Source organism: Acinetobacter sp. CIP 64.7 (assembly GCF_000369745.1).
GTDB lineage: Bacteria > Pseudomonadota > Gammaproteobacteria > Pseudomonadales > Moraxellaceae > Acinetobacter > Acinetobacter fasciculus.
In genome coordinates this window covers 1,639,492-1,656,862 of the sequence record NZ_KB850179.1, presented here as the reverse complement: position 1 = coordinate 1,656,862, position 17,371 = coordinate 1,639,492, and the positions used below count along the sequence as shown (strand labels likewise).

Genomic DNA, 17,371 nt, shown 5'->3' with positions numbered 1-17,371 from the left:
GTGCTTTTTGATATTTTTTGCCTATCTTCTTAAGGTTGTAAGATGAAAATTTTAGTTCGTAATTTAGAACGTACGGTCACAGAAGCCGAATTACTGAAACTGTTCCAGGAATATGGCACAGTGGAGACCTGTACTTTGGTGCTTGATGCAGCAACAGGCAAATCAAAAGGTTTTGCTTTTGTAGAAATGCCGCATGGCCGTGAAGCAGTCAAAGCCATTAAAGGCCTGAACACTTTACGCCTACACGGACATGGCATCCGCGTGAAAGCCACAGAAGACAAGCCTCAGGCTTAAACTCAAAAAAGGAGCACTTGATAGGCTCCTTTTTTTATGGCTACAATTTAGTATCGCCGTACTTAATTAGTGAGCTCAATGCTCTGAATTTCAGTGCTGGATGGATTCAGTCTAAACATCTTTTGATTGCGAAATGCAGGCGAACCTTTTACTTTATAAAAGCCAAAATTTGTTTTAAACCTTAGGAAATCTCGATGACCCGTGTTGCTCGCTATCATGCGGACCGTACCAATCAAAAACTGTATTTTGCCCGTCTATCCTGCCAGCAAGCAGAGCAAACCGAACATGTACAACAGGCTCAGGCACAACGTGAAGCAACTGTGTTTCATTTGCATGGTGCTTTGTTAGCATTTTTACAGGAACTGGTGCGTTACTATCGCCTGAATGATCCTCATCCGACGCTAAAATCGATCGAAGAACTGATGGCGGCCAAAGGCCAGATTTCGCCAGAAGTGGCGGTATTGCAACATTTGTCCAAGAGCGGTTTCATTGCTGAACTGAAGCGCGCGTACCGTCTGTGCCAGTATGCGCCCGAACCAAGTACCCCAGAACCTGAAGACGAAACCTCCTCAAATCTCATCATTAAAGTCACACAGTCTCCACAAGCGTGGTTACCTGATACTGCTATATTGAGAGAGTGGCATCGTGACCTGACGCAATTAATTGATGGTTTTCGTAATGAGATGATTGAATTTTAATCGGATCGGCTGTACTTGAAATTGCAATTTTTAACCCTATATCAATTACTCTAATGATGCAAAGTGCACCCGGCGCTTTGCCACCATGTTGAACATGGAGGATATATGTCTATAGAACAGTTGAAAGATTTATTTGGTAATCAAGACGCGATTTTAGAACTCGTTCAACTTGAAGGTGGCGCGTTGGCTCTACGCAATGCAGGCTCACATAAACAGCCTTTGGTCATGATTCAATTTAATGATGAGGTAAAAGCTCTACTTGGAGAGCAGACGCCCGTGATTGCGCAACAGATGATTCAGGCAGCACTCTATGGTTTGCTGGAACAGCAGGTCAATGAATGGCAGGCTGAAGTTGTGGATGAAGAACCAAAGTATATGAGTTAATCGTTGAAACTTATTTAGAAAGCACACTATCGGTGTGCTTTTTGAGTTTTATAGGTTATTAAATTAGGCAGATTTTAAGTACCATAAAAACGTTCATTTAAAATGAAGATGAAAAATCAGTATTTTAAAATTTGGGTCATGAGCAGACTGAAGCCAGTGTGTTAATAAAGTCTTTGGTTCAAAGATATATTGATGTTGATAAAAAAAAGTTGCCAGATCCGGCAACTTTTTTTTATTCAGTGTTTATTCAAAGAAAAACTTTAATGAGAAGGCGTATGCTGATGCGCGATCTCAATCTGGTTCAAAATATGATTGCTCATATTTTTCGCCATTTCTTCTTTGGCATAATAAACAGCACCGACATTATCCCGACGAATGGCTTCAGCTTCTTCCTTGCTTTCTGCACAGACCAGTACCTGAATTTGTGGATTCAAGGTCTTGGCAATATCGACAATTTTATGAATATCGATGATATCCATAGGGGAAATGACCAGTAAGCGCGCATGCTGGATATGTGCCTGAATCAGTACGCCAGCCTCAGTGGCAACACCAGACACCGCAGCAATGCCTTTCTCACGTAGGTTTTCGACGATGTCACGGTTTTCTTCGGCAATGACCACCTTGATATTTTCTTGCATCAATGAGCGGGTAATGCGACGCCCCACCTCACCATGGCCAATAATGACCACCTGATCGCGCAGGTAATCCTGTGAGACTTCATCGGGTAACATCGCCAGAGGGTCACCACTGCGTTCCAGTAATCGGGCCAGAGTCGAGCGTTCCCGAATCCATTTCTGTACCGGCTCAATCGCGGAAAAGATAAAGGAGTTAAGCGTAATCGAAATTAAGGCACCTGCTAGAATCAGGTTTTGACCTTCCAGCGAAAGCAGGTTGAGCGAAACACCGAGTGCAGCCAAAATAAAGGAGAACTCACCAATCTGTGCCAGAGAAGCACCGACGGTCAAGGCGGTATTGATCGGATAACGGAAGAACAGCACCAGTGCCATCGCAGCAATAGTTTTACCAATCATGATAATCGCGACCACGGCCAGTACATGTAAAGGCTGTTCCAGCAAAATGCGCGGATCAAACAGCATGCCGACGGAAACAAAGAATAAAATCGAGAAAATTTCACGCAGTGGTAAGGTTTCTTCTTCAGCACGATGACTGAAATCAGATTCCTTAACGACCATTCCGGCAAAGAAAGCACCCAGTGCCATCGACACGCCAAAGACTTTATAGGCACCAAAGGCAATCGAAACAGCAGCTGCCACCACAGTTAAGGTAAACAGCTCACGTGAACCGAGACGTGCCACCACCTGTATGATCATCGGAATCAAGCGTTTACCAATAATCAGCATGAAGGCAATAAAACCTGCGACTTTGAGCAGGGTAATGCCTAAGGTGAGCCAGATATTCTCATCGCTTGCACCTTCCAGCGCTTGCCCACCTAAAAGCACCGCAGTGGCAGGTAACAGTACCAGCGCCAAGACCATGACCAGATCTTCGACCAGCAACCAGCCAACAGCAATCCGGCCATTGATCGAATCGAGCAGGCCGCGATCACCAAGCGCTTTGAGTAGCACCACGGTACTGGCACAGGACAAGCTTAGGCCGAAGACCAGCGCTGAGCCAAAGCTCCAGCCCCACAGCATCGAAACTCCGACCCCGAGCAAGGTGGCAACTGCAATCTGTAAAATCGCACCAGGCAGGGCAATCCGGCGGACCTGCATCAGATCGTTCAGGGAAAAATGCATCCCGACACCAAACATCAGGAACATGACGCCAAGTTCTGCCAGCTGGTTGGCCAGATGAATATCACCGACCACACCGGGTGTGTGGGGACTAATCAGAATGCCGGCAATGAGATAGCCGATCAAAGGGGGAAGACGCAGCCGTGCAGCGAGATAGCCAAAGACCAAAGCTAAGCCAAAACCAACAGCCAGTAATATAATGAGCTCTACGTCATGTGGCACTAAATACTCCTTTAGCTAGGTTTGCTGGGAAATAAGCACAAAAAGTGCCAAAACATGCAGAAAGTTTATCAAGCCGGATAAAAAAAGTGCAAAAAAAAACGACCCGCAAAGGTCGTTTTTTTAAAGAAACTAAAATTATTTGATTTTAGCTTCTTTGAAGATTACGTGTTGACGGATTTTTGGATCAAATTTTTTGATTTCCATTTTTTCCGGCATAGTACGTTTGTTCTTAGTCGTGGTATAGAAATAACCTGTACCAGCTGAAGAAACTAAGCGAATTTTATCACGCATGGTTCAGACTCCTTAGATCTTTTGACCTTGAGCACGTAGGTCAGCAACAACCTTTTCAATGCCCAATTTGTCGATAATACGCATACCTTTAGTGGTTAAACGAAGACGTACAAAACGTTTTTCGCTTTCTAACCAGAAACGGTGGTGGTGCAGGTTCGGCTCGAACCGGCGCTTAGTTTTGTTGTTGGCGTGTGAGACGTTGTTACCAACGACTGGACGCTTGCCGGTAACTTGGCAAACCTTAGACATGGTGTAACTCCATTGATTTAGCCAACAGCAAATCTGTATGGCCAGTCAAAAATAAACGGATTGAAATCATTCAAGGGGCGTTTTATATCAAAAATGCGCTTAAAAGACAAGCGATTTTCGTCAAAACGCGGCACGAACTATATCAATAGCTCATGCCTTGATCATTTAGCGGAGAAGTGTCTTCGAAATCAGCTTGTGAATCGGTTTATTGAACGGTGGCAGAATGTATTTCAAGCTGTACAGCTTTGGATTCGACATTACTGAGCGTTCATGCGACAAACTGAAGAAGCCTTCTGGGCCATGGTATTTACCCATACCTGATGCACCGACACCCCCAAATGGTAGATCGTCCTGCGCAACATGGGTCAGTACCGTATTTTGCCCGAAATGCCCTGAATGGGTACGCTGTGCGACATAATCGGCACGCGCCTGATCAAAGTCGAAGTAGTATAAAGCAAGTGGACGTGGACGGCTATTAATAAAGTCGATGACATCGTCAATTTGATCATATTCCATGATCGGTAACAGTGGGCCAAAGATTTCATGCTGCATGATCTGCATCATCGGGGTGACATTGGTCACGATGGTCGGTGCAATCTTGCGCAGATCAGCCGAGTTTTCACTACGCGGATTAATTTCAATGACTTGCGCACCCTGTTCACGCGCATCATCCAGATAGCCTTGCAGACGGTTATATTGTTTGACATTAATAATCGAGGTGTAATCCTGATTATGGGTGATATCCGGATACATGCTTTCGACACAGGCTTTAAAGTGATCAATGAACTCGGCAGTTTTTCCGAGAGGCAGGAACATATAGTCTGGCGCTACACAGGTCTGACCGGCATTCCAGAGTTTGCCCACCGCAATCCGCTGCGCGACATCGCGCAGATCAATCGATGGATGCACCAGTACTGGCGATTTACCGCCCAGTTCCAGAATCACCGGCACCAGATTTTCGGCAGCGGCTGCCATGACGGTTTTACCGACTGCAGTTGAGCCGGTGAAAATCAGTTTATCGAAAGGCAAACGACAGAAAGCATCTGAAATCACACCGCCACCATTCACCACAGCGACCAATTCTTTAGGGAAGGCTTCAGCCAAAGCTTTTTCTAAAACTTCACCAAAGGCAGCGGATGCACTGGAAATTTTGATCATGGCATGGTTGCCGGCCGCCAGTGCGCAAATCAGGGGGCCAATCGACAACAACAGCGGATAGTTCCATGGTGCGATAATCCCAACCACGCCTAAAGGCTGATATTGTACCCAGGCTTTAGCCGGCTGATGAATAATGCCGACATGACGCTTGGAGGGTTTCATCCACCGGGTCAGGTTTTTGCTGTAATATTTGATATGTTCCAGACAGGTGAGCAGTTCACCAATCTTGGTTTCCCCGATTGAACGGTTACCATAGTCCTGATTAATTGCATCAGCAAATTGATCTTGATACTTAACTAAGATACGCTTAAGTCGAGCTAAACGATCGATACGTTCCTTTGCAGTCGGCAGAGGGTAGTGTAAGTAAGCGTGTTTTTGTTGCGCCAAGACTTCATTCAGATATTGGCTATCAAAAAAATGTGGTGTCATTGATGTTGTTTTTGTGTGACTGTTCATGCCGCACTACCATTATTCAAAAATCGATTAATTAATTTTTAGAGCAAATACTCTAATTAGTCAAGTGACTTTGTGTGTTAGGCTGCTAATGCATGAACTGAATGGTTATTTTAGGATGTCCCAAACCAAAACCTTAAAAACTAAAGAGCGTATCTTGCAGCTCAGTTTGCAGCTGTTTAACGAGCGTGGCGAACGATCGGTAACCACCAATCATATTGCGGCTGAACTCGGCATGAGCCCGGGTAACTTGTATTATCATTTCCGCAATAAAAATGAAATTATTAAAGAATTGATGGAACAGTACCAGCATCAGACGCTAGAAATGCTGGCGCTGCCGGATGACCGTGCGCTGGATGCCAATGACAAGGTGCATTATTTTCAGGTACTGAGCAGTCAGCTATGGGCTTATCGTTTCCTGCATCGTGATGTCTATCATCTGGTAGAAAATAACGAAGATTTTCGCAAGATGTATCCACGCTTTGCCGGGCAGGTCATGCAGCAGGGCCAGAAAATCTATAAAGGCTTTGTTAATGCAGGCCTGATGGACATGACCGATTCAGAAATTGAAGCACTGATCATTAACCTGTGGATTGTACTGACCAACTGGACCAATTTCCTGTATATGTCAGGTCATCTGACCGATTCCAATACCCTGGAAGAAAAATGGGTCTGGCAGGCACTGCGCCAGATGGTATTCTTGGAAGGGGCGTATTTACGTGGTGAAAGTCGTCAAACCTATGAAGGTTTATTGAGTAGTTTGGGCTCTTCGGAACTTTTTGCCGGCCTGTCGTCGTCTAAAGATTCTGAATCTGAACAAACTATTCAGAATATCCAAGAAACGCGCTAGAATACTCGGCTTATTTTTTAATTTAACTGATTAGTGACTTAAACCAACATGAATATGACGACTGCTAACACCGCACGTTTATTGATTACTTGTGAAGACAAGCCGGGCATCGTGCAGGCTGTTTCGAGCTTCTTGTATCATCAAGGTGCCAACATTACTGCGCTTGACCAATATGCGACAGCAGCGCAGGGCGGACGTTACTTCATGCGCGTTGAATTTGAATTAGATAATCTTCAAAGTCGCAAAGAAAGTATTACCCAGACTTTTGCAGCGAATGTGGCGGAACGCTATGGCATGCAATGGCGTCTGGCTCTGGTCAGTGACGTGAAAAAAGTCGGTATTTTGGTGTCTAAAGTCGATCATGCCTTGCTTGAGCTGTTATGGCGTCATGCGCGTGGTGGTTTGCCTTGTGAAATTACCAAAGTGGTGTCGAATCACGAGACTTTACGTGAAGCAGTTGAAAATTTTGGCATTCCATTCGAAGTTGTGCCGGTGACCAAAGACAACAAACCTGAAGCTTATGCAGAAATCGACCAGTTGATGCAGGGCAATGACTTACTGGTGCTGGCGCGTTATATGCAGATTCTGGATGAAGAATTTGTCAGCAAGTGGGAAATGAAAGTGATCAACATTCACCATTCTTTCCTGCCGGCTTTTGTAGGTGCCAATCCGTACAAACAGGCCTATGAAAAAGGCGTGAAGCTGATCGGTGCAACTGCGCACTATGTGACTGCTGATCTGGATCAAGGTCCGATTATTGAGCAGGATGTGGAGCGCGTGAACCATGACTTTACTGTTGAGCAGTTACGTGAACTCGGTCAGGACGTAGAACGTAATGTATTGGCCCGTGCGGTAAAATGGCATTTGGAAGACCGTATTATTGTCGATGGCAACAAGACTGTCGTGTTCCAATAAGACTTGCATTGAGTTTTAAAAAGGCATACTTTTAGTGTGCCTTTTTTGTTTTGATGCAAAAAAAGTCAGTCAAAGGTAGGATTAGCGGTTGCAAATGAAAACACTTCTCATTTATTATTGGCATACTTTAATTGTGCTAACCGATGAGCTTGATAGTTTGTTCCACATCATCTCCTCAAGGTAATAGATTTAATGAGTCAAGTTGCTGCGCCCCAAATGCCTACACCGCCGAATCAGATGAAAAAGAAAGTCATCTCTATCGTGGCGGCTGTACTGGTTGGGCATGTGGGTGTGTTATATGCGATCAGCCAGATGAAAGCACCTGAGCTGGCACCCATTGATAAGCAACCCTTAAAAGTGCGCTTTGTAAAACTCCAGGAAGCGCCAAAACCTTTACCGCCAAAGCCGAAGGCCGAGCCACAAAAAGAGCCGCCTAAGCCAAAAGAAGTCAAAATTGTCGATAAACCGCTGCCACCACCACCGAAAAAAGTAGAAAAAATCGAGCAGGTGAAAAAGGCTGAAGAGCCAAAAGTGGTTAAAGCACCGCCAGTTGAAGCAAAACCAACCCCAAGTCCGGTTGTACCGACAGTGGTCACTGAAACTAAAGTTAAACCGGCACCTGCTCCAGTCGCGCCACCTGCGCCTGTGGCACCGCCAGCACCTGCTGCGCCGCCATCCCCGAAAAGTGTATCAATTGGTGGGGGCGTGTCTTGGCAGCGTTCACCAAAAGTCTCACTCTCTGCAGGTGAATTAAAATCAGCCTGTTCACTGGTAGTAGATGTTTCAGCGAATGAGCAGGGTAAAGTAGTTTCTGCGACTGCACGAAATTCAAGTTGTAGCCCGGCGGTAACGCGCAAAGTAGAAGCCGCGGTACGTCGTGCACAACTCACCAAATATGTTGAAAATGGTGTGGCTTATCCAACCCGTGTGGAACAGCCTTTCGATTTTCAGGTTAAATAACGGCTCACCCATTAGGAGTTCGAATATGAACTTTTCAGTTTATTGGCAACACGCTGATGCAGTCAGTAAAACGCTGTATTTCGTGTTATTGGCAATGTCGATCGCGACATGGACCATTTTTGTGCTGCGTTTGATGGGCACTCGCCAGCTGAAACAGATTGCCTATGCTCAGTTATCTAAAGCATTGGAACAACTGAAAACCAAACTGGCTCCTTTGGGCTTTGAACAGCGTAAGGCAGTGGCAGAACAGGCACTGTTACGCCAGATTTCAGCAGAAAAAGCCAATGCCGAAAAAGGTGTATCAGTTCTGGGTACGATTGCCTCAATTTCACCATTTGTCGGTTTGTTCGGTACGGTATGGGGCATCTTCCATGCGTTGGTTGCTGTTGGTAAAAGTGGTCAGGCTGGTCTGGCACAAGTGGCAACCCCAGTCGGTGAAGCATTGATTATGACTGGCTTAGGTCTGGCAGTCGCGATTCCTGCGGTACTGGCTTATAACATCTGTGTCCGTGCTAATCGTGGTTTGGCACACGAGTTACAAGATCAGGCACATGGTCTGCTGATTGATACTATGCTGCAACAGGAATCTGCTGCAAAAAAGTCTGATGAAAAAGTAACACAACAGAGTTTCGTGGGAGGTCAAGCTTAATGGCTTTTCAACTGGGTGAAGACAACGATGTAGGCATGAATGAGATGAACCTCATTCCCCTCATCGACATTATGTTGGTATTGATGATCATCTTTCTGGTGACAGCGACCGTTGCGAACCCATCAATTCCATTAACCTTGCCACAAACTACTGCGGAGATTATCGATCTGCCGCCTGAAAATGTCACGATCAGCATCAATGCCGAAGGTGACATTGCCTGGAATGGCGATGTACTGACGCTAGAGCAGCTTGAAACCCGTTTTAATGAAGCGGGCCAAGCTGAACGTCAGCCGACTATTGTGTTGAAAGCGGATAAAGAATCACGTTATGACTCGGTGGCGCAAGTCATGTCGCGTGCGAGTGGAGCCGGACTCAGCGATATTGCTTTTGCAACCGATAACTAAGATTTAGATAATAAAAAAAGCGACTGATTGCAGTCGCTTTTTTTATGCCCATTTTTCGTGAATCTTAATGGGTTTTTAATAGGGTCGTAAATTTGCTGCGTAATTTATTCAATTTTGGCGGAATGGCAAAATTGCAATAGCCCTGGGTCGGGTTCTTGGCAAAGAAGTTTTGATGATAGTCTTCCGCCGGATAGAAAGTTGGAGCAGGGCTCAGTTCAGTCACCACATTGATGCCATCGGCTTTCAGGGCATCGATCGCCTGCTGCGCCTGTTGCTGCTGTTCATCATTCAGATAATAAATTACAGAACGATACTGGGTGCCGACATCATTGCCCTGACGGTTTAATGTGGTTGGATCATGGGTCGCAAAAAATACATCAAGCAACTGGGTATAGTTAACCTGGTTTTCATCGAAATCGATCAGAATGACTTCGGCATGGCCGGTATTGCCTCCGCAGACATCATCATAGTTTGGCTCAGTCGTATGACCACCTGCATAACCGCTGACGACCTGCTGAACCCCCTGGATCTGTAAAAATACGGCTTCAGTACACCAAAAGCATCCCCCACCGAAAAGTGCCTGTTGCATGGTTGATTCCTCATTCAATTAAATAACTCAATTGGGCTGATGGTTAAATTCCAGCTCATCAGTATGAAAGATAAAAAAGCCTGTCCATACAGGCTTTTTGTAGGGATGTATTAACGCGGCTGAGCAGCACTTTCTAGCTGGATCAAGAGATTCCCATGGCGATCCAGTAATTTTAAGGTTTTAGCAAATACCTGATAATGCGTCACTTTGGCTAAAGCTTCATTAAATTTCTGATCAAGCTGATCGTTGTTCATACAGGCCATACGGGTAGTGGCCATCTGGCTCAGGGTCAGCGTATCTTTCGCTGCTGTGTAGCTGCCCATAATCCGGTTACAGCTATCTGAACCTGAAACGCGCTGGGTACTGGCATCAAATTGCAGACTCGGAACATTGCGTGCGGTTGGCGCAGTCTTGATTTCAGTATTGCCAATCTGGGTCGCAATCCAGGTACGATTTTGCAAAAGTTGTAAATGATTCGCGGTTTGTGTCGTGGCTGTATTAGGCACAGTTTCGCAGCCCATGACCGTTAAAACCGAGCCTAAAATCGCGATTGCAGTTAATTTTTTTAGCATGAGAGATACTCTGATCATTGACTAGCTATTTGTATATAAACAAAAAAATGATCAAGGTTCCAGTTGATTTTGTATCTTTATTGAAGTGGATTTGCTACACAGTTATCGCATGTCTGGTTTCGGTAGACCTTGTCGCATGAGTCTTGAATAGTCCTGACTGGAGAGATTAGCGGTCTGTTCTACCCGTGGATTGACATGCGCGCGTTGATACCAGGTGCGCATATCCCAAGACTGTTCCAGTACTTTCAGGTCATAGAGATAATTTGGTAAATAGCCGGAGGCCAGCAGTCGGTAATCTGAGGGTAGCTGTTGTTGCGATACCGCCTGAACCATATCAAAGACCAGTGTGGTGCAATTACTGGTCAGGGTATTGTACCATTTTGGCTTTTGTGCCAGTTCATCGGCCTGACGCAGATATTCCTTGAATAGCGCTTTAGCCTGAGCTTGCGGCATCTTTACCGGGAAAAAATAGACCTGTTCACCACGGACATTGCTGCGGGTATAAACAATATCCTTTTCGTCTGATGCAACCAGACTCAGTTCATATTTTCGGAAAAAGCCACCAATCGCTGAAAACTCCTCATTTTTTTCCTTACGGATTTCAATCGAGAAGGTGAGTGGCTTTTGATTGGCAAAATCAAAGCTGACAAGGGTGTGGGCTATTCTTGGCCCCATCCAGTAGGAAGTAATGATGTTCACGCCAGTAATCTGATTTAGATCAAAACTCCGGCTTTCCCAGCGTTCGATATAGCGACCATCGGCCTGCCAGTCAAAGTTGCGGATATTGTGCAAAGTGACCTGATCGCCTTGCTGCTCATAATGCAAAAGCTGGGAAACTTCAGGATTCCACTCCCGATCCTGACGCGCTTCCAGACTAAAATATCCCAGCAGACAAAACAAAAAGGCCAGAAGATAAAGAACGCTATCGACTTGGCGGGAGATCAGATGCCGGGTGAAATAAATCCCGAGAACGACCAGTGCAAAGGTCAGCCAGAGTCCAATCAGCATCAAGCTGCCGATTTTTCCAATAGGTTGATGCACCCAAAGCATCAGGCTGAGCCACAAACTCGACAGAATGACGAATAAAGTAAACAGACTGCCCAGCAGCCACAGACTCCAGTGCCTGGAAATATATTCGCGTCCCTGCATCATCACTTTTTCATGAGAAATAGGTTTTATTTTCTGTAGGTTGCGAACTCAAAAGCAATGCCGGTTTTGTCGTCGATATGTTGCTCGGCGGCGACCTTTTTAAATTCCGCTGGAATCTCTGGATAATAGGCATCGCCCTGTACATCCAGTTCGACATGGGTCAGTTCCAGACGGTCTGTAATATTCATGGTCTGTTTAAAGATTTCACCGCCACCAATGATGAAAATGGTTTCGGGTTTTTCTGAAGCCTTCACATCTGTCAGGGCCTGACTCAACGCATCTTCAATGCTATAAGCGACTTTGGTGCCTGCAAATGCCCAGTCTGGATCACGGGTAATCACCCAGTTCACCCGTTTAGGCAGAGTACGTCCCATTGATTCTAGTGTCTTGCGACCCATCACCACCACACCGCCTTGGGTGATTTCCTTGAAGTGTTTCAGGTCTGCAGAGATATGCCAAGGCAGGTCATTGCCCTTGCCGATACAACGCTGCTGATCCATGGCGACGACGTGTACAACTTCTAAATCTTGAAATGACATGTATTGAATCCTTTTTATCAAGCCCAAAGTCCTTCGTATAATTTTTTACTGGTACGAAAGAAAGGTTAAAAATCTATATTGATTGCCTTCATGCTTTAGGCTAGGAATAATTTTGAAAGGAGTTGGCGATTTACGTGTGGTAAAAGGCCTCTCCCTAGTCCTCTCCTAAGAGGAGAGGGAACTTTATAATAAAGAAAATTAAACAGCGACAGGGGCTTTAATTCCTGGATGAGATTCATAACCGACAATTTCGATATCTTCAAATTTGAAATCGAACAGGTCTTTGATCTCAGGATTTAGTTTTAATTGACAGAGGCCTAATGGCTCACGGCTGAGCTGTAACTGTGCTTGCTCGAAGTGGTTGCTGTACAAATGAGTATCGCCGCCAGTCCAGACAAAGTCACCGACCTCCAGATCACAGACTTGCGCGATCATATGCGTCAACAAAGCATAGCTGGCAATATTAAATGGTACACCCAAAAAAACATCGGCACTGCGCTGATACAACTGACAAGATAATTTGCCATTATGTACAAAGAACTGGAACAGGGTATGGCAAGGTGGTAATGCGACCTGACCTGCCTCATTCGGGTTCCAGCCCGATACAATCAGACGGCGCGAATTTGGATTGGTTTTAATTTCATTGATCAACCATTTGATCTGGTCAAAACCGTCCTGATTATAACTATTGTCTGCATTTTTGCTGGCCCCAAAATTACGCCATTGGTGGCCGTAAACTGGACCCAGTTCGCCTTCAGGACGGCCAAAACGCGCAGTCTGTTCTGCGGTTGCCCATTCGTCCCAAATCGAGACTTTATTGTCTTTTAAATATTGAACATTGGTATCGCCTTTCAGGAACCACAACAGTTCGATCACGATAGAGCGGAAATGAACTTTTTTGGTGGTCAGTAAAGGAAAACCTTGCGAAAGATCAAAGCGCATTTGATGACCAAATACCGAACGTGTACCTGTACCGGTACGGTCGCCTTTATCGCCGCCGTTGTCGAGGATATGTTGTAAAAGGTCAAGATATTGGCGCATAGTTCTCTCTATTTGAATCTGTTAAAAATCGCCGTTTTAACAGCAAAATGGATTATTTTGTAATCAATTTTCTGTCGAAAGGGACAATTTAAATTGCGCACATCATAGCATTTTTTGATGAGCTTTCATCGTCCAAATTGAGAATAAAAAAGACCTCCTGATGGAGGTCTTTTGATTGCAATTTAAGCGGTTTTGTGGCCAGTATGCGCTGTATGAATCAGATTAGACAGATCATAACCCAAGGATTCTGCATAACTTAAATATTCGCGTTGAGTGGTTTCATCCAGACTGGTACCACGATGCAATCACCATAAATATTCTTTATTCGGCTCGCCTACAAGCGCCGTCTGATAATCGGGATCGATTTTTAATACCCAGTAATCGCCCTTGGTAAACGGAATCCAACGCAGGCCTTCAGGTAAAAAGCTGACTTCAAGCTTGGCATGTTCTGCATCGACAATGGTTGCTTCAGCAATAGCTTCCTCCAGTTTGCCATCACCATCCAGACAGCGATTCTGAACCCGAACCTTACCATTTTCATTCAAGCTATAGACAGCAGAAATATCGGTGCTGTCTTCAGGTTGGTGCTTCATCGGCAAGCGTGCAATTTCATACCAGGTCCCTAAATATTGTTCTAAATTAAAATTTGAAACGGTGCTTAAAGTCTGACTCATTTTTCTTCTCCATTTAGTTCAACATTAAAAATGCCTCATCAGTGTAATACAGGGTCTAAAGCTCAAAATGATGTAATCATGTAGTGAAATGCTGTCTGAAAATGGCCGAGCTACAGACTAAATCCACACGTTTGAGTAGAAAAAAGTAACGGCTCATTTTCTCTATTTCAGGCTGAAAACGCTTTGCAAGGCGTCGGAGTTAGCTTTGCTTTACATTTTTTTTTGCAAAGATAATGGGTTTTGTAACTGTATTAGAAAGAACGGCTTAATTTGAATGCCGCAAAAATAGACAAATTTATTTACATTTTTAATGTGAAAGATAACATTTAAACGACTAGTATTCTCGGCTTGTTAACAATATGAAAGCCTAAATTACAGGCGAGGAGCGGTTGGTAAGGCATGATCTATGATCATCAAGTAAACATGAGCGAAGTATATGCTCCTGTCCAAGCGAATATCATGGTGCGTTCCCAATCGGAGCAAAGACCTAAAAAGTCATCCCAAAAAGCCACTGTCCGTAACGCTTCAGGCGTAAGCAATGGCCATCGTATCAATATCGAGAAATTTACCAGTTATCTGCAAGGCATTACCCGAAATACCAGTACACAGAAATGTGCGCGCAGTATTCGTGTCGGTCTGCAATCTTCTGGAGCGAAAATTGTGAATCATCCGGTCGCAGCAGCAGATTGGGGAAGTACCCTGATGCAGCTGGGTTATAAGAAAATTAATGCTTCTTTTGATCGGCCGAAAAAAGGCGATATCTATATTATTGACCGTACTCAGGGACATAAATATGGACATATCGCGGCTTATTCAGGTAGTGCCTGGGTATCGGATTTTAAACAGCGAGATCATGCGGTTTATCGCAATAAAAACGTGACTTATAGTTACTATCGTCTGGAAACTTACTTCTAAGAAAACACTGCGAAGTGATCAGTCCTCAAAACGCTTCGCACGGCTTTCATAGATTGAAACGATAAATAATCCAATCGCGGCAAAGCCAAGACATTGCAGACCCAAGGCAAATTTGCCCCATTGCTGGTGCTGTTCTGGTAAATAGCCAAACAGGGTAATTAAGGCAATGATGGGAATGACCCGGCTCAAGGCGCTAAAGCCATTTGCATAGGGATTGGATTTTGAGATTTTCAGGCGGAAATGGTGCAGTAAATGCACGACAATTCCAATCGCTAAACTCACCCCCACAAATACCGGATCTAACTGGGCCACAGTCGATGCTGTATAAATCAAAATACAGGTCGCGATGATGGCGATGAGTTTGATTTGACGGCTACAGCGTTCCGAATACCAGAACTCAAGCATGGGGTGAACCTGCATCTGATTTGTTCTGATTGAGCAGGGACAGTGGAGAAAACAGACAAATTGCCAGTGCCATAAAGGCAATGCCTTGTGCACCCGGAATCAGGATTTCGCCCTGTTGCATATTCATAAAAACTAAAGCAATCAATAAGGCAATTGGAATCCAGGTCAGTAATCTATACAGCAAACCGGTCGGATTTTTGCTGGCAAAGTGGATTTTGCAGTAACGACAGATCAGAAAAATGATGCCGGTACCGACAAACATCAAAATAGAATCTAAGGGCAGCGGTTCCATCCAGTACAAGCCTGCAGCTGTCGCTGCAATCACAATAAAGATCAACAGTTTTTTGAGAACAGACACCTGCGGATTAAACCAGAACTCAAGCATAATGATGAAAGAATAGAAGAGATAATCGGCACTTTAGCATATTTTGAGTATAAAAAAGCGAGGCCTCTGCCTCGCTAAATTACGCGATTTTCTCAGCTATTTTTTTGTGGACCCCAGTCATATATTTTCTTCTGGTAGGCATACCACATCATCCATAAGCCAATCAGGATCATTGGTAGGCTCAGGAATTGTCCTTTGCTCATCCAGCCAATAAACAGTTGGCCATTGTCCGGCTCACGGAAGAACTCAACCACAAAACGTGCCAGGCCATAACCGATCAGGAACAGCGCAGAAACTGCCATACGTGGACGTGGCTTCGAGCTGAACCACCACAGTACAATAAACAGGATCAGGCCTTCACATAGTGCCTGATAGAGTTGAGATGGATGACGAACCAGTTGCAGCGGATCAGTCGGGAAAATCATGCCCCAGGCAAAGTTTGGGTCGGTGACCTGACGGCCATACAGTTCGCCACCTATAAAGTTACCAATCCGGCCAAACATCAAGCCTGTCGGTACGCAAGGTGCGATAAAATCCAGAGTCTGGAACCAGGTCATCTTATATTTCTTGCACCACCACAACATGGCCAGAATGACCCCGAGGAAACCGCCGTGGAAACTCATACCGCCGGTCCAGATCTGGAACAGCCATAAAGGATCGGCCAGGAACTGGGAAAAACCGTAGAAGAAGACATAACCGACACGGCCACCAATGATCACACCGAGTGCACCGAAGAAAATCAGGTCAGACACCATATCCGGTGTCCAGCCACGTTGTTTGGCGCGAAACGTCGCCAATCCCCAGGCAAATAAAAATGCCAGTAAGTACATCAGTCCATACCAGTGGACTTGTAAGGGCCCGAGCGAAATCGCGACGGGATCAATATTGGGATAGGTTAGCATTCCTGTTCCTTGTGATTCTGTTTTGCACAGATTTTAGCTTAAAGCAAAGAAAAATGTTGTACATTCAATGTGTAAAGATCGAGAGCGTAAATTATGTGTATCGTGGCATTGGCTTGGAAGGTTCTGGATCAGAGCCCATTATGTCTGATTTCAAATCGGGATGAGTTCTATCAGCGTCCTACGCAGGAGCTACACGAATGGGAGAATAGTCCGATAATTGCCGGGCAGGATCTACAGTCGGGTGGTACCTGGATGGGTATTACAGCTTCCGGTCGTTGGGCGGTGATTACCAATTTTCGTGATGGACAGGACAAAGGGCATTATCCGACTTCACGTGGACATATCATCCAGAACTTTTTAGATTCTGACTTAACACCGATCCGATTTGCCCAAGAGCTGGAACAACGCCAGTGTGACTATGCTGGTTTTAACCTGTTTATCGGCGATCAAGAGCAGGCCGTATATATGAGCAATCGCGGTGAAGAACCACAAGTACTTGCGCATGGCGTATATGTGGTTTCAAATGGTCTGATGAGTGAAGACTGGTACAAGACCCGGCATCTGCGCCAACGCTTTACCCAGGAATTTTTACCGATGCTGCAACAACAGGCAGTTTCGGAAGCTGATCTGTATCATGCGGTGTGGGATATTCTTGAAGATGAACGTAAAGCGATTCCTGAATTGCTACCAGAAACAGGGATTTCGGTTGAAATGGAACAGTTATTGTCTTCGACGTTTATCCAGAGTCCGGCCTATGGCACCCGTTGCTCGAATTTTCTGAGAATGCAGCAACAACAATGGCACTGGATCGAGAAATCACAACAAGGTGCTACCGCCGGGCAATTGATCCAGAAAATTATTGCACTACAAAAATAGTCACATATAAAAAATGCCGGCAGAAGCCGGCATTTTAAAAATT

22 protein-coding genes and 1 pseudogene are annotated in these 17,371 nt (G+C 45.0%); 10 read left to right on the top strand and 13 right to left on the bottom strand.

The features are described from left to right. Positions 1-42 precede the first annotated feature (42 nt). The 3 genes from F890_RS14480 to F890_RS14470 all read left to right on the top strand — a co-directional run bounded on the left by F890_RS14480 (position 43) and on the right by F890_RS14470 (position 1,376). Positions 43-294: an RNA recognition motif domain-containing protein gene (locus tag F890_RS14480; RefSeq protein ID WP_005103025.1), complete on the top strand. Its 252-nt coding sequence runs from the start codon at positions 43-45 to the stop codon at positions 292-294. Positions 295-488: 194 nt separating this feature from the next. Next, positions 489-992 carry a DUF6586 family protein gene (locus F890_RS14475; RefSeq protein WP_004278463.1) on the top strand — a complete coding sequence of 168 codons (504 nt, stop codon included), beginning with the start codon at positions 489-491 and terminating at the stop codon, positions 990-992. 105 nt (positions 993-1,097) lie between these two features. Continuing rightward, complete coding sequence (locus tag F890_RS14470; protein ID WP_004278462.1) at positions 1,098-1,376, top strand: hypothetical protein; 279 nt, start codon at positions 1,098-1,100, stop codon at positions 1,374-1,376. 260 nt (positions 1,377-1,636) lie between these two features. Here the strand turns inward: F890_RS14470 and F890_RS14465 are convergent, their stop codons facing one another. The 4 genes from F890_RS14465 to F890_RS14450 all read right to left on the bottom strand — a co-directional run bounded on the left by F890_RS14465 (position 1,637) and on the right by F890_RS14450 (position 5,506). Beyond that, positions 1,637-3,352: a cation:proton antiporter gene (locus F890_RS14465; protein ID WP_005103028.1), complete on the bottom strand. Its 1,716-nt coding sequence runs from the start codon at positions 3,350-3,352 to the stop codon at positions 1,637-1,639. Positions 3,353-3,487: 135 nt separating this feature from the next. Continuing rightward, complete coding sequence (gene rpmG, locus F890_RS14460) at positions 3,488-3,643, bottom strand: 50S ribosomal protein L33 (protein WP_001205031.1); 156 nt, start codon at positions 3,641-3,643, stop codon at positions 3,488-3,490. A gap of 12 nt (positions 3,644-3,655) precedes the next feature. Next, the gene (rpmB, locus tag F890_RS14455) at positions 3,656-3,892 is read right to left on the bottom strand and encodes a 50S ribosomal protein L28 (protein WP_000048256.1); all 237 of its coding nucleotides are present in this window, start codon (positions 3,890-3,892) and stop codon (positions 3,656-3,658) included. A gap of 165 nt (positions 3,893-4,057) precedes the next feature. Continuing rightward, positions 4,058-5,506 (bottom strand): coniferyl aldehyde dehydrogenase, encoded by a 1,449-nt coding sequence (locus F890_RS14450; protein ID WP_004278439.1) that lies wholly within the window; start codon positions 5,504-5,506, stop codon positions 4,058-4,060. 115 nt (positions 5,507-5,621) lie between these two features. On the opposite strand from F890_RS14450, the gene F890_RS14445 reads away from it, so the two are divergent. The 5 genes from F890_RS14445 to F890_RS14425 all read left to right on the top strand — a co-directional run bounded on the left by F890_RS14445 (position 5,622) and on the right by F890_RS14425 (position 9,281). Further along, entirely contained in the window at positions 5,622-6,353 is a 732-nt protein-coding gene (locus F890_RS14445) for a TetR/AcrR family transcriptional regulator (RefSeq protein WP_212749447.1), read from the top strand. Positions 6,354-6,401: 48 nt separating this feature from the next. Further along, the gene (gene purU, locus F890_RS14440; protein ID WP_004278437.1) at positions 6,402-7,268 is read left to right on the top strand and encodes a formyltetrahydrofolate deformylase; all 867 of its coding nucleotides are present in this window, start codon (positions 6,402-6,404) and stop codon (positions 7,266-7,268) included. A gap of 192 nt (positions 7,269-7,460) precedes the next feature. Continuing rightward, positions 7,461-8,228: an energy transducer TonB gene (locus tag F890_RS14435; protein ID WP_005267494.1), complete on the top strand. Its 768-nt coding sequence runs from the start codon at positions 7,461-7,463 to the stop codon at positions 8,226-8,228. Positions 8,229-8,253: 25 nt separating this feature from the next. Then, positions 8,254-8,877 (top strand): MotA/TolQ/ExbB proton channel family protein, encoded by a 624-nt coding sequence (locus F890_RS14430; protein ID WP_005250649.1) that lies wholly within the window; start codon positions 8,254-8,256, stop codon positions 8,875-8,877. After that, positions 8,877-9,281 (top strand): ExbD/TolR family protein, encoded by a 405-nt coding sequence (locus F890_RS14425; protein ID WP_004278434.1) that lies wholly within the window; start codon positions 8,877-8,879, stop codon positions 9,279-9,281. Before F890_RS14430 ends, F890_RS14425 begins: the two co-directional genes overlap by 1 nt. Before the next feature lie 64 nt (positions 9,282-9,345). Here F890_RS14425 and msrA read toward each other — a convergent pair whose 3' ends face one another. The 6 genes and pseudogenes from msrA to F890_RS14395 all read right to left on the bottom strand — a co-directional run bounded on the left by msrA (position 9,346) and on the right by F890_RS14395 (position 13,845). Beyond that, positions 9,346-9,870, bottom strand: coding sequence for a peptide-methionine (S)-S-oxide reductase MsrA (gene msrA / locus F890_RS14420; protein WP_005267491.1), 525 nt, complete (start codon positions 9,868-9,870; stop codon positions 9,346-9,348). 110 nt (positions 9,871-9,980) lie between these two features. Then, positions 9,981-10,442, bottom strand: coding sequence for an META domain-containing protein (locus tag F890_RS14415; protein ID WP_005267490.1), 462 nt, complete (start codon positions 10,440-10,442; stop codon positions 9,981-9,983). A gap of 102 nt (positions 10,443-10,544) precedes the next feature. After that, on the bottom strand, positions 10,545-11,594 hold the full coding sequence (locus tag F890_RS14410; RefSeq protein ID WP_005267488.1) for an Lnb N-terminal periplasmic domain-containing protein: 1,050 nt from the start codon (positions 11,592-11,594) through the stop codon (positions 10,545-10,547). Between the two features lie 23 nt (positions 11,595-11,617). Then, positions 11,618-12,130, bottom strand: a complete 513-nt coding sequence (locus F890_RS14405) for a dihydrofolate reductase (RefSeq protein ID WP_005267485.1) — start codon at positions 12,128-12,130, stop codon at positions 11,618-11,620. A 198-nt stretch (positions 12,131-12,328) separates the two neighbouring features. Beyond that, complete coding sequence (gene thyA, locus F890_RS14400; RefSeq protein ID WP_004278429.1) at positions 12,329-13,171, bottom strand: thymidylate synthase; 843 nt, start codon at positions 13,169-13,171, stop codon at positions 12,329-12,331. Positions 13,172-13,353: 182 nt separating this feature from the next. Beyond that, positions 13,354-13,845 (bottom strand): annotated as a pseudogene (locus F890_RS14395) (lipocalin family protein). Positions 13,846-14,244: 399 nt separating this feature from the next. On the opposite strand from F890_RS14395, the gene F890_RS14390 reads away from it, so the two are divergent. Continuing rightward, positions 14,245-14,760: a hypothetical protein gene (locus F890_RS14390; protein WP_005107935.1), complete on the top strand. Its 516-nt coding sequence runs from the start codon at positions 14,245-14,247 to the stop codon at positions 14,758-14,760. A gap of 18 nt (positions 14,761-14,778) precedes the next feature. On the opposite strand, the gene F890_RS14385 is transcribed toward F890_RS14390, so the two are convergent. The 3 genes from F890_RS14385 to lgt all read right to left on the bottom strand — a co-directional run bounded on the left by F890_RS14385 (position 14,779) and on the right by lgt (position 16,452). Then, the gene (locus tag F890_RS14385) at positions 14,779-15,165 is read right to left on the bottom strand and encodes a hypothetical protein (protein WP_005107934.1); all 387 of its coding nucleotides are present in this window, start codon (positions 15,163-15,165) and stop codon (positions 14,779-14,781) included. After that, positions 15,158-15,550, bottom strand: coding sequence for a hypothetical protein (locus F890_RS14380; RefSeq protein ID WP_005107933.1), 393 nt, complete (start codon positions 15,548-15,550; stop codon positions 15,158-15,160). Before F890_RS14380 ends, F890_RS14385 begins: the two co-directional genes overlap by 8 nt. Positions 15,551-15,642: 92 nt before the next feature. Next, positions 15,643-16,452, bottom strand: coding sequence for a prolipoprotein diacylglyceryl transferase (gene lgt, locus F890_RS14375; RefSeq protein WP_005107931.1), 810 nt, complete (start codon positions 16,450-16,452; stop codon positions 15,643-15,645). A gap of 93 nt (positions 16,453-16,545) precedes the next feature. On the opposite strand from lgt, the gene F890_RS14370 reads away from it, so the two are divergent. After that, positions 16,546-17,328 (top strand): NRDE family protein, encoded by a 783-nt coding sequence (locus F890_RS14370; RefSeq protein ID WP_005267482.1) that lies wholly within the window; start codon positions 16,546-16,548, stop codon positions 17,326-17,328. The last annotated feature ends 43 nt before the right edge of the window (positions 17,329-17,371 follow it).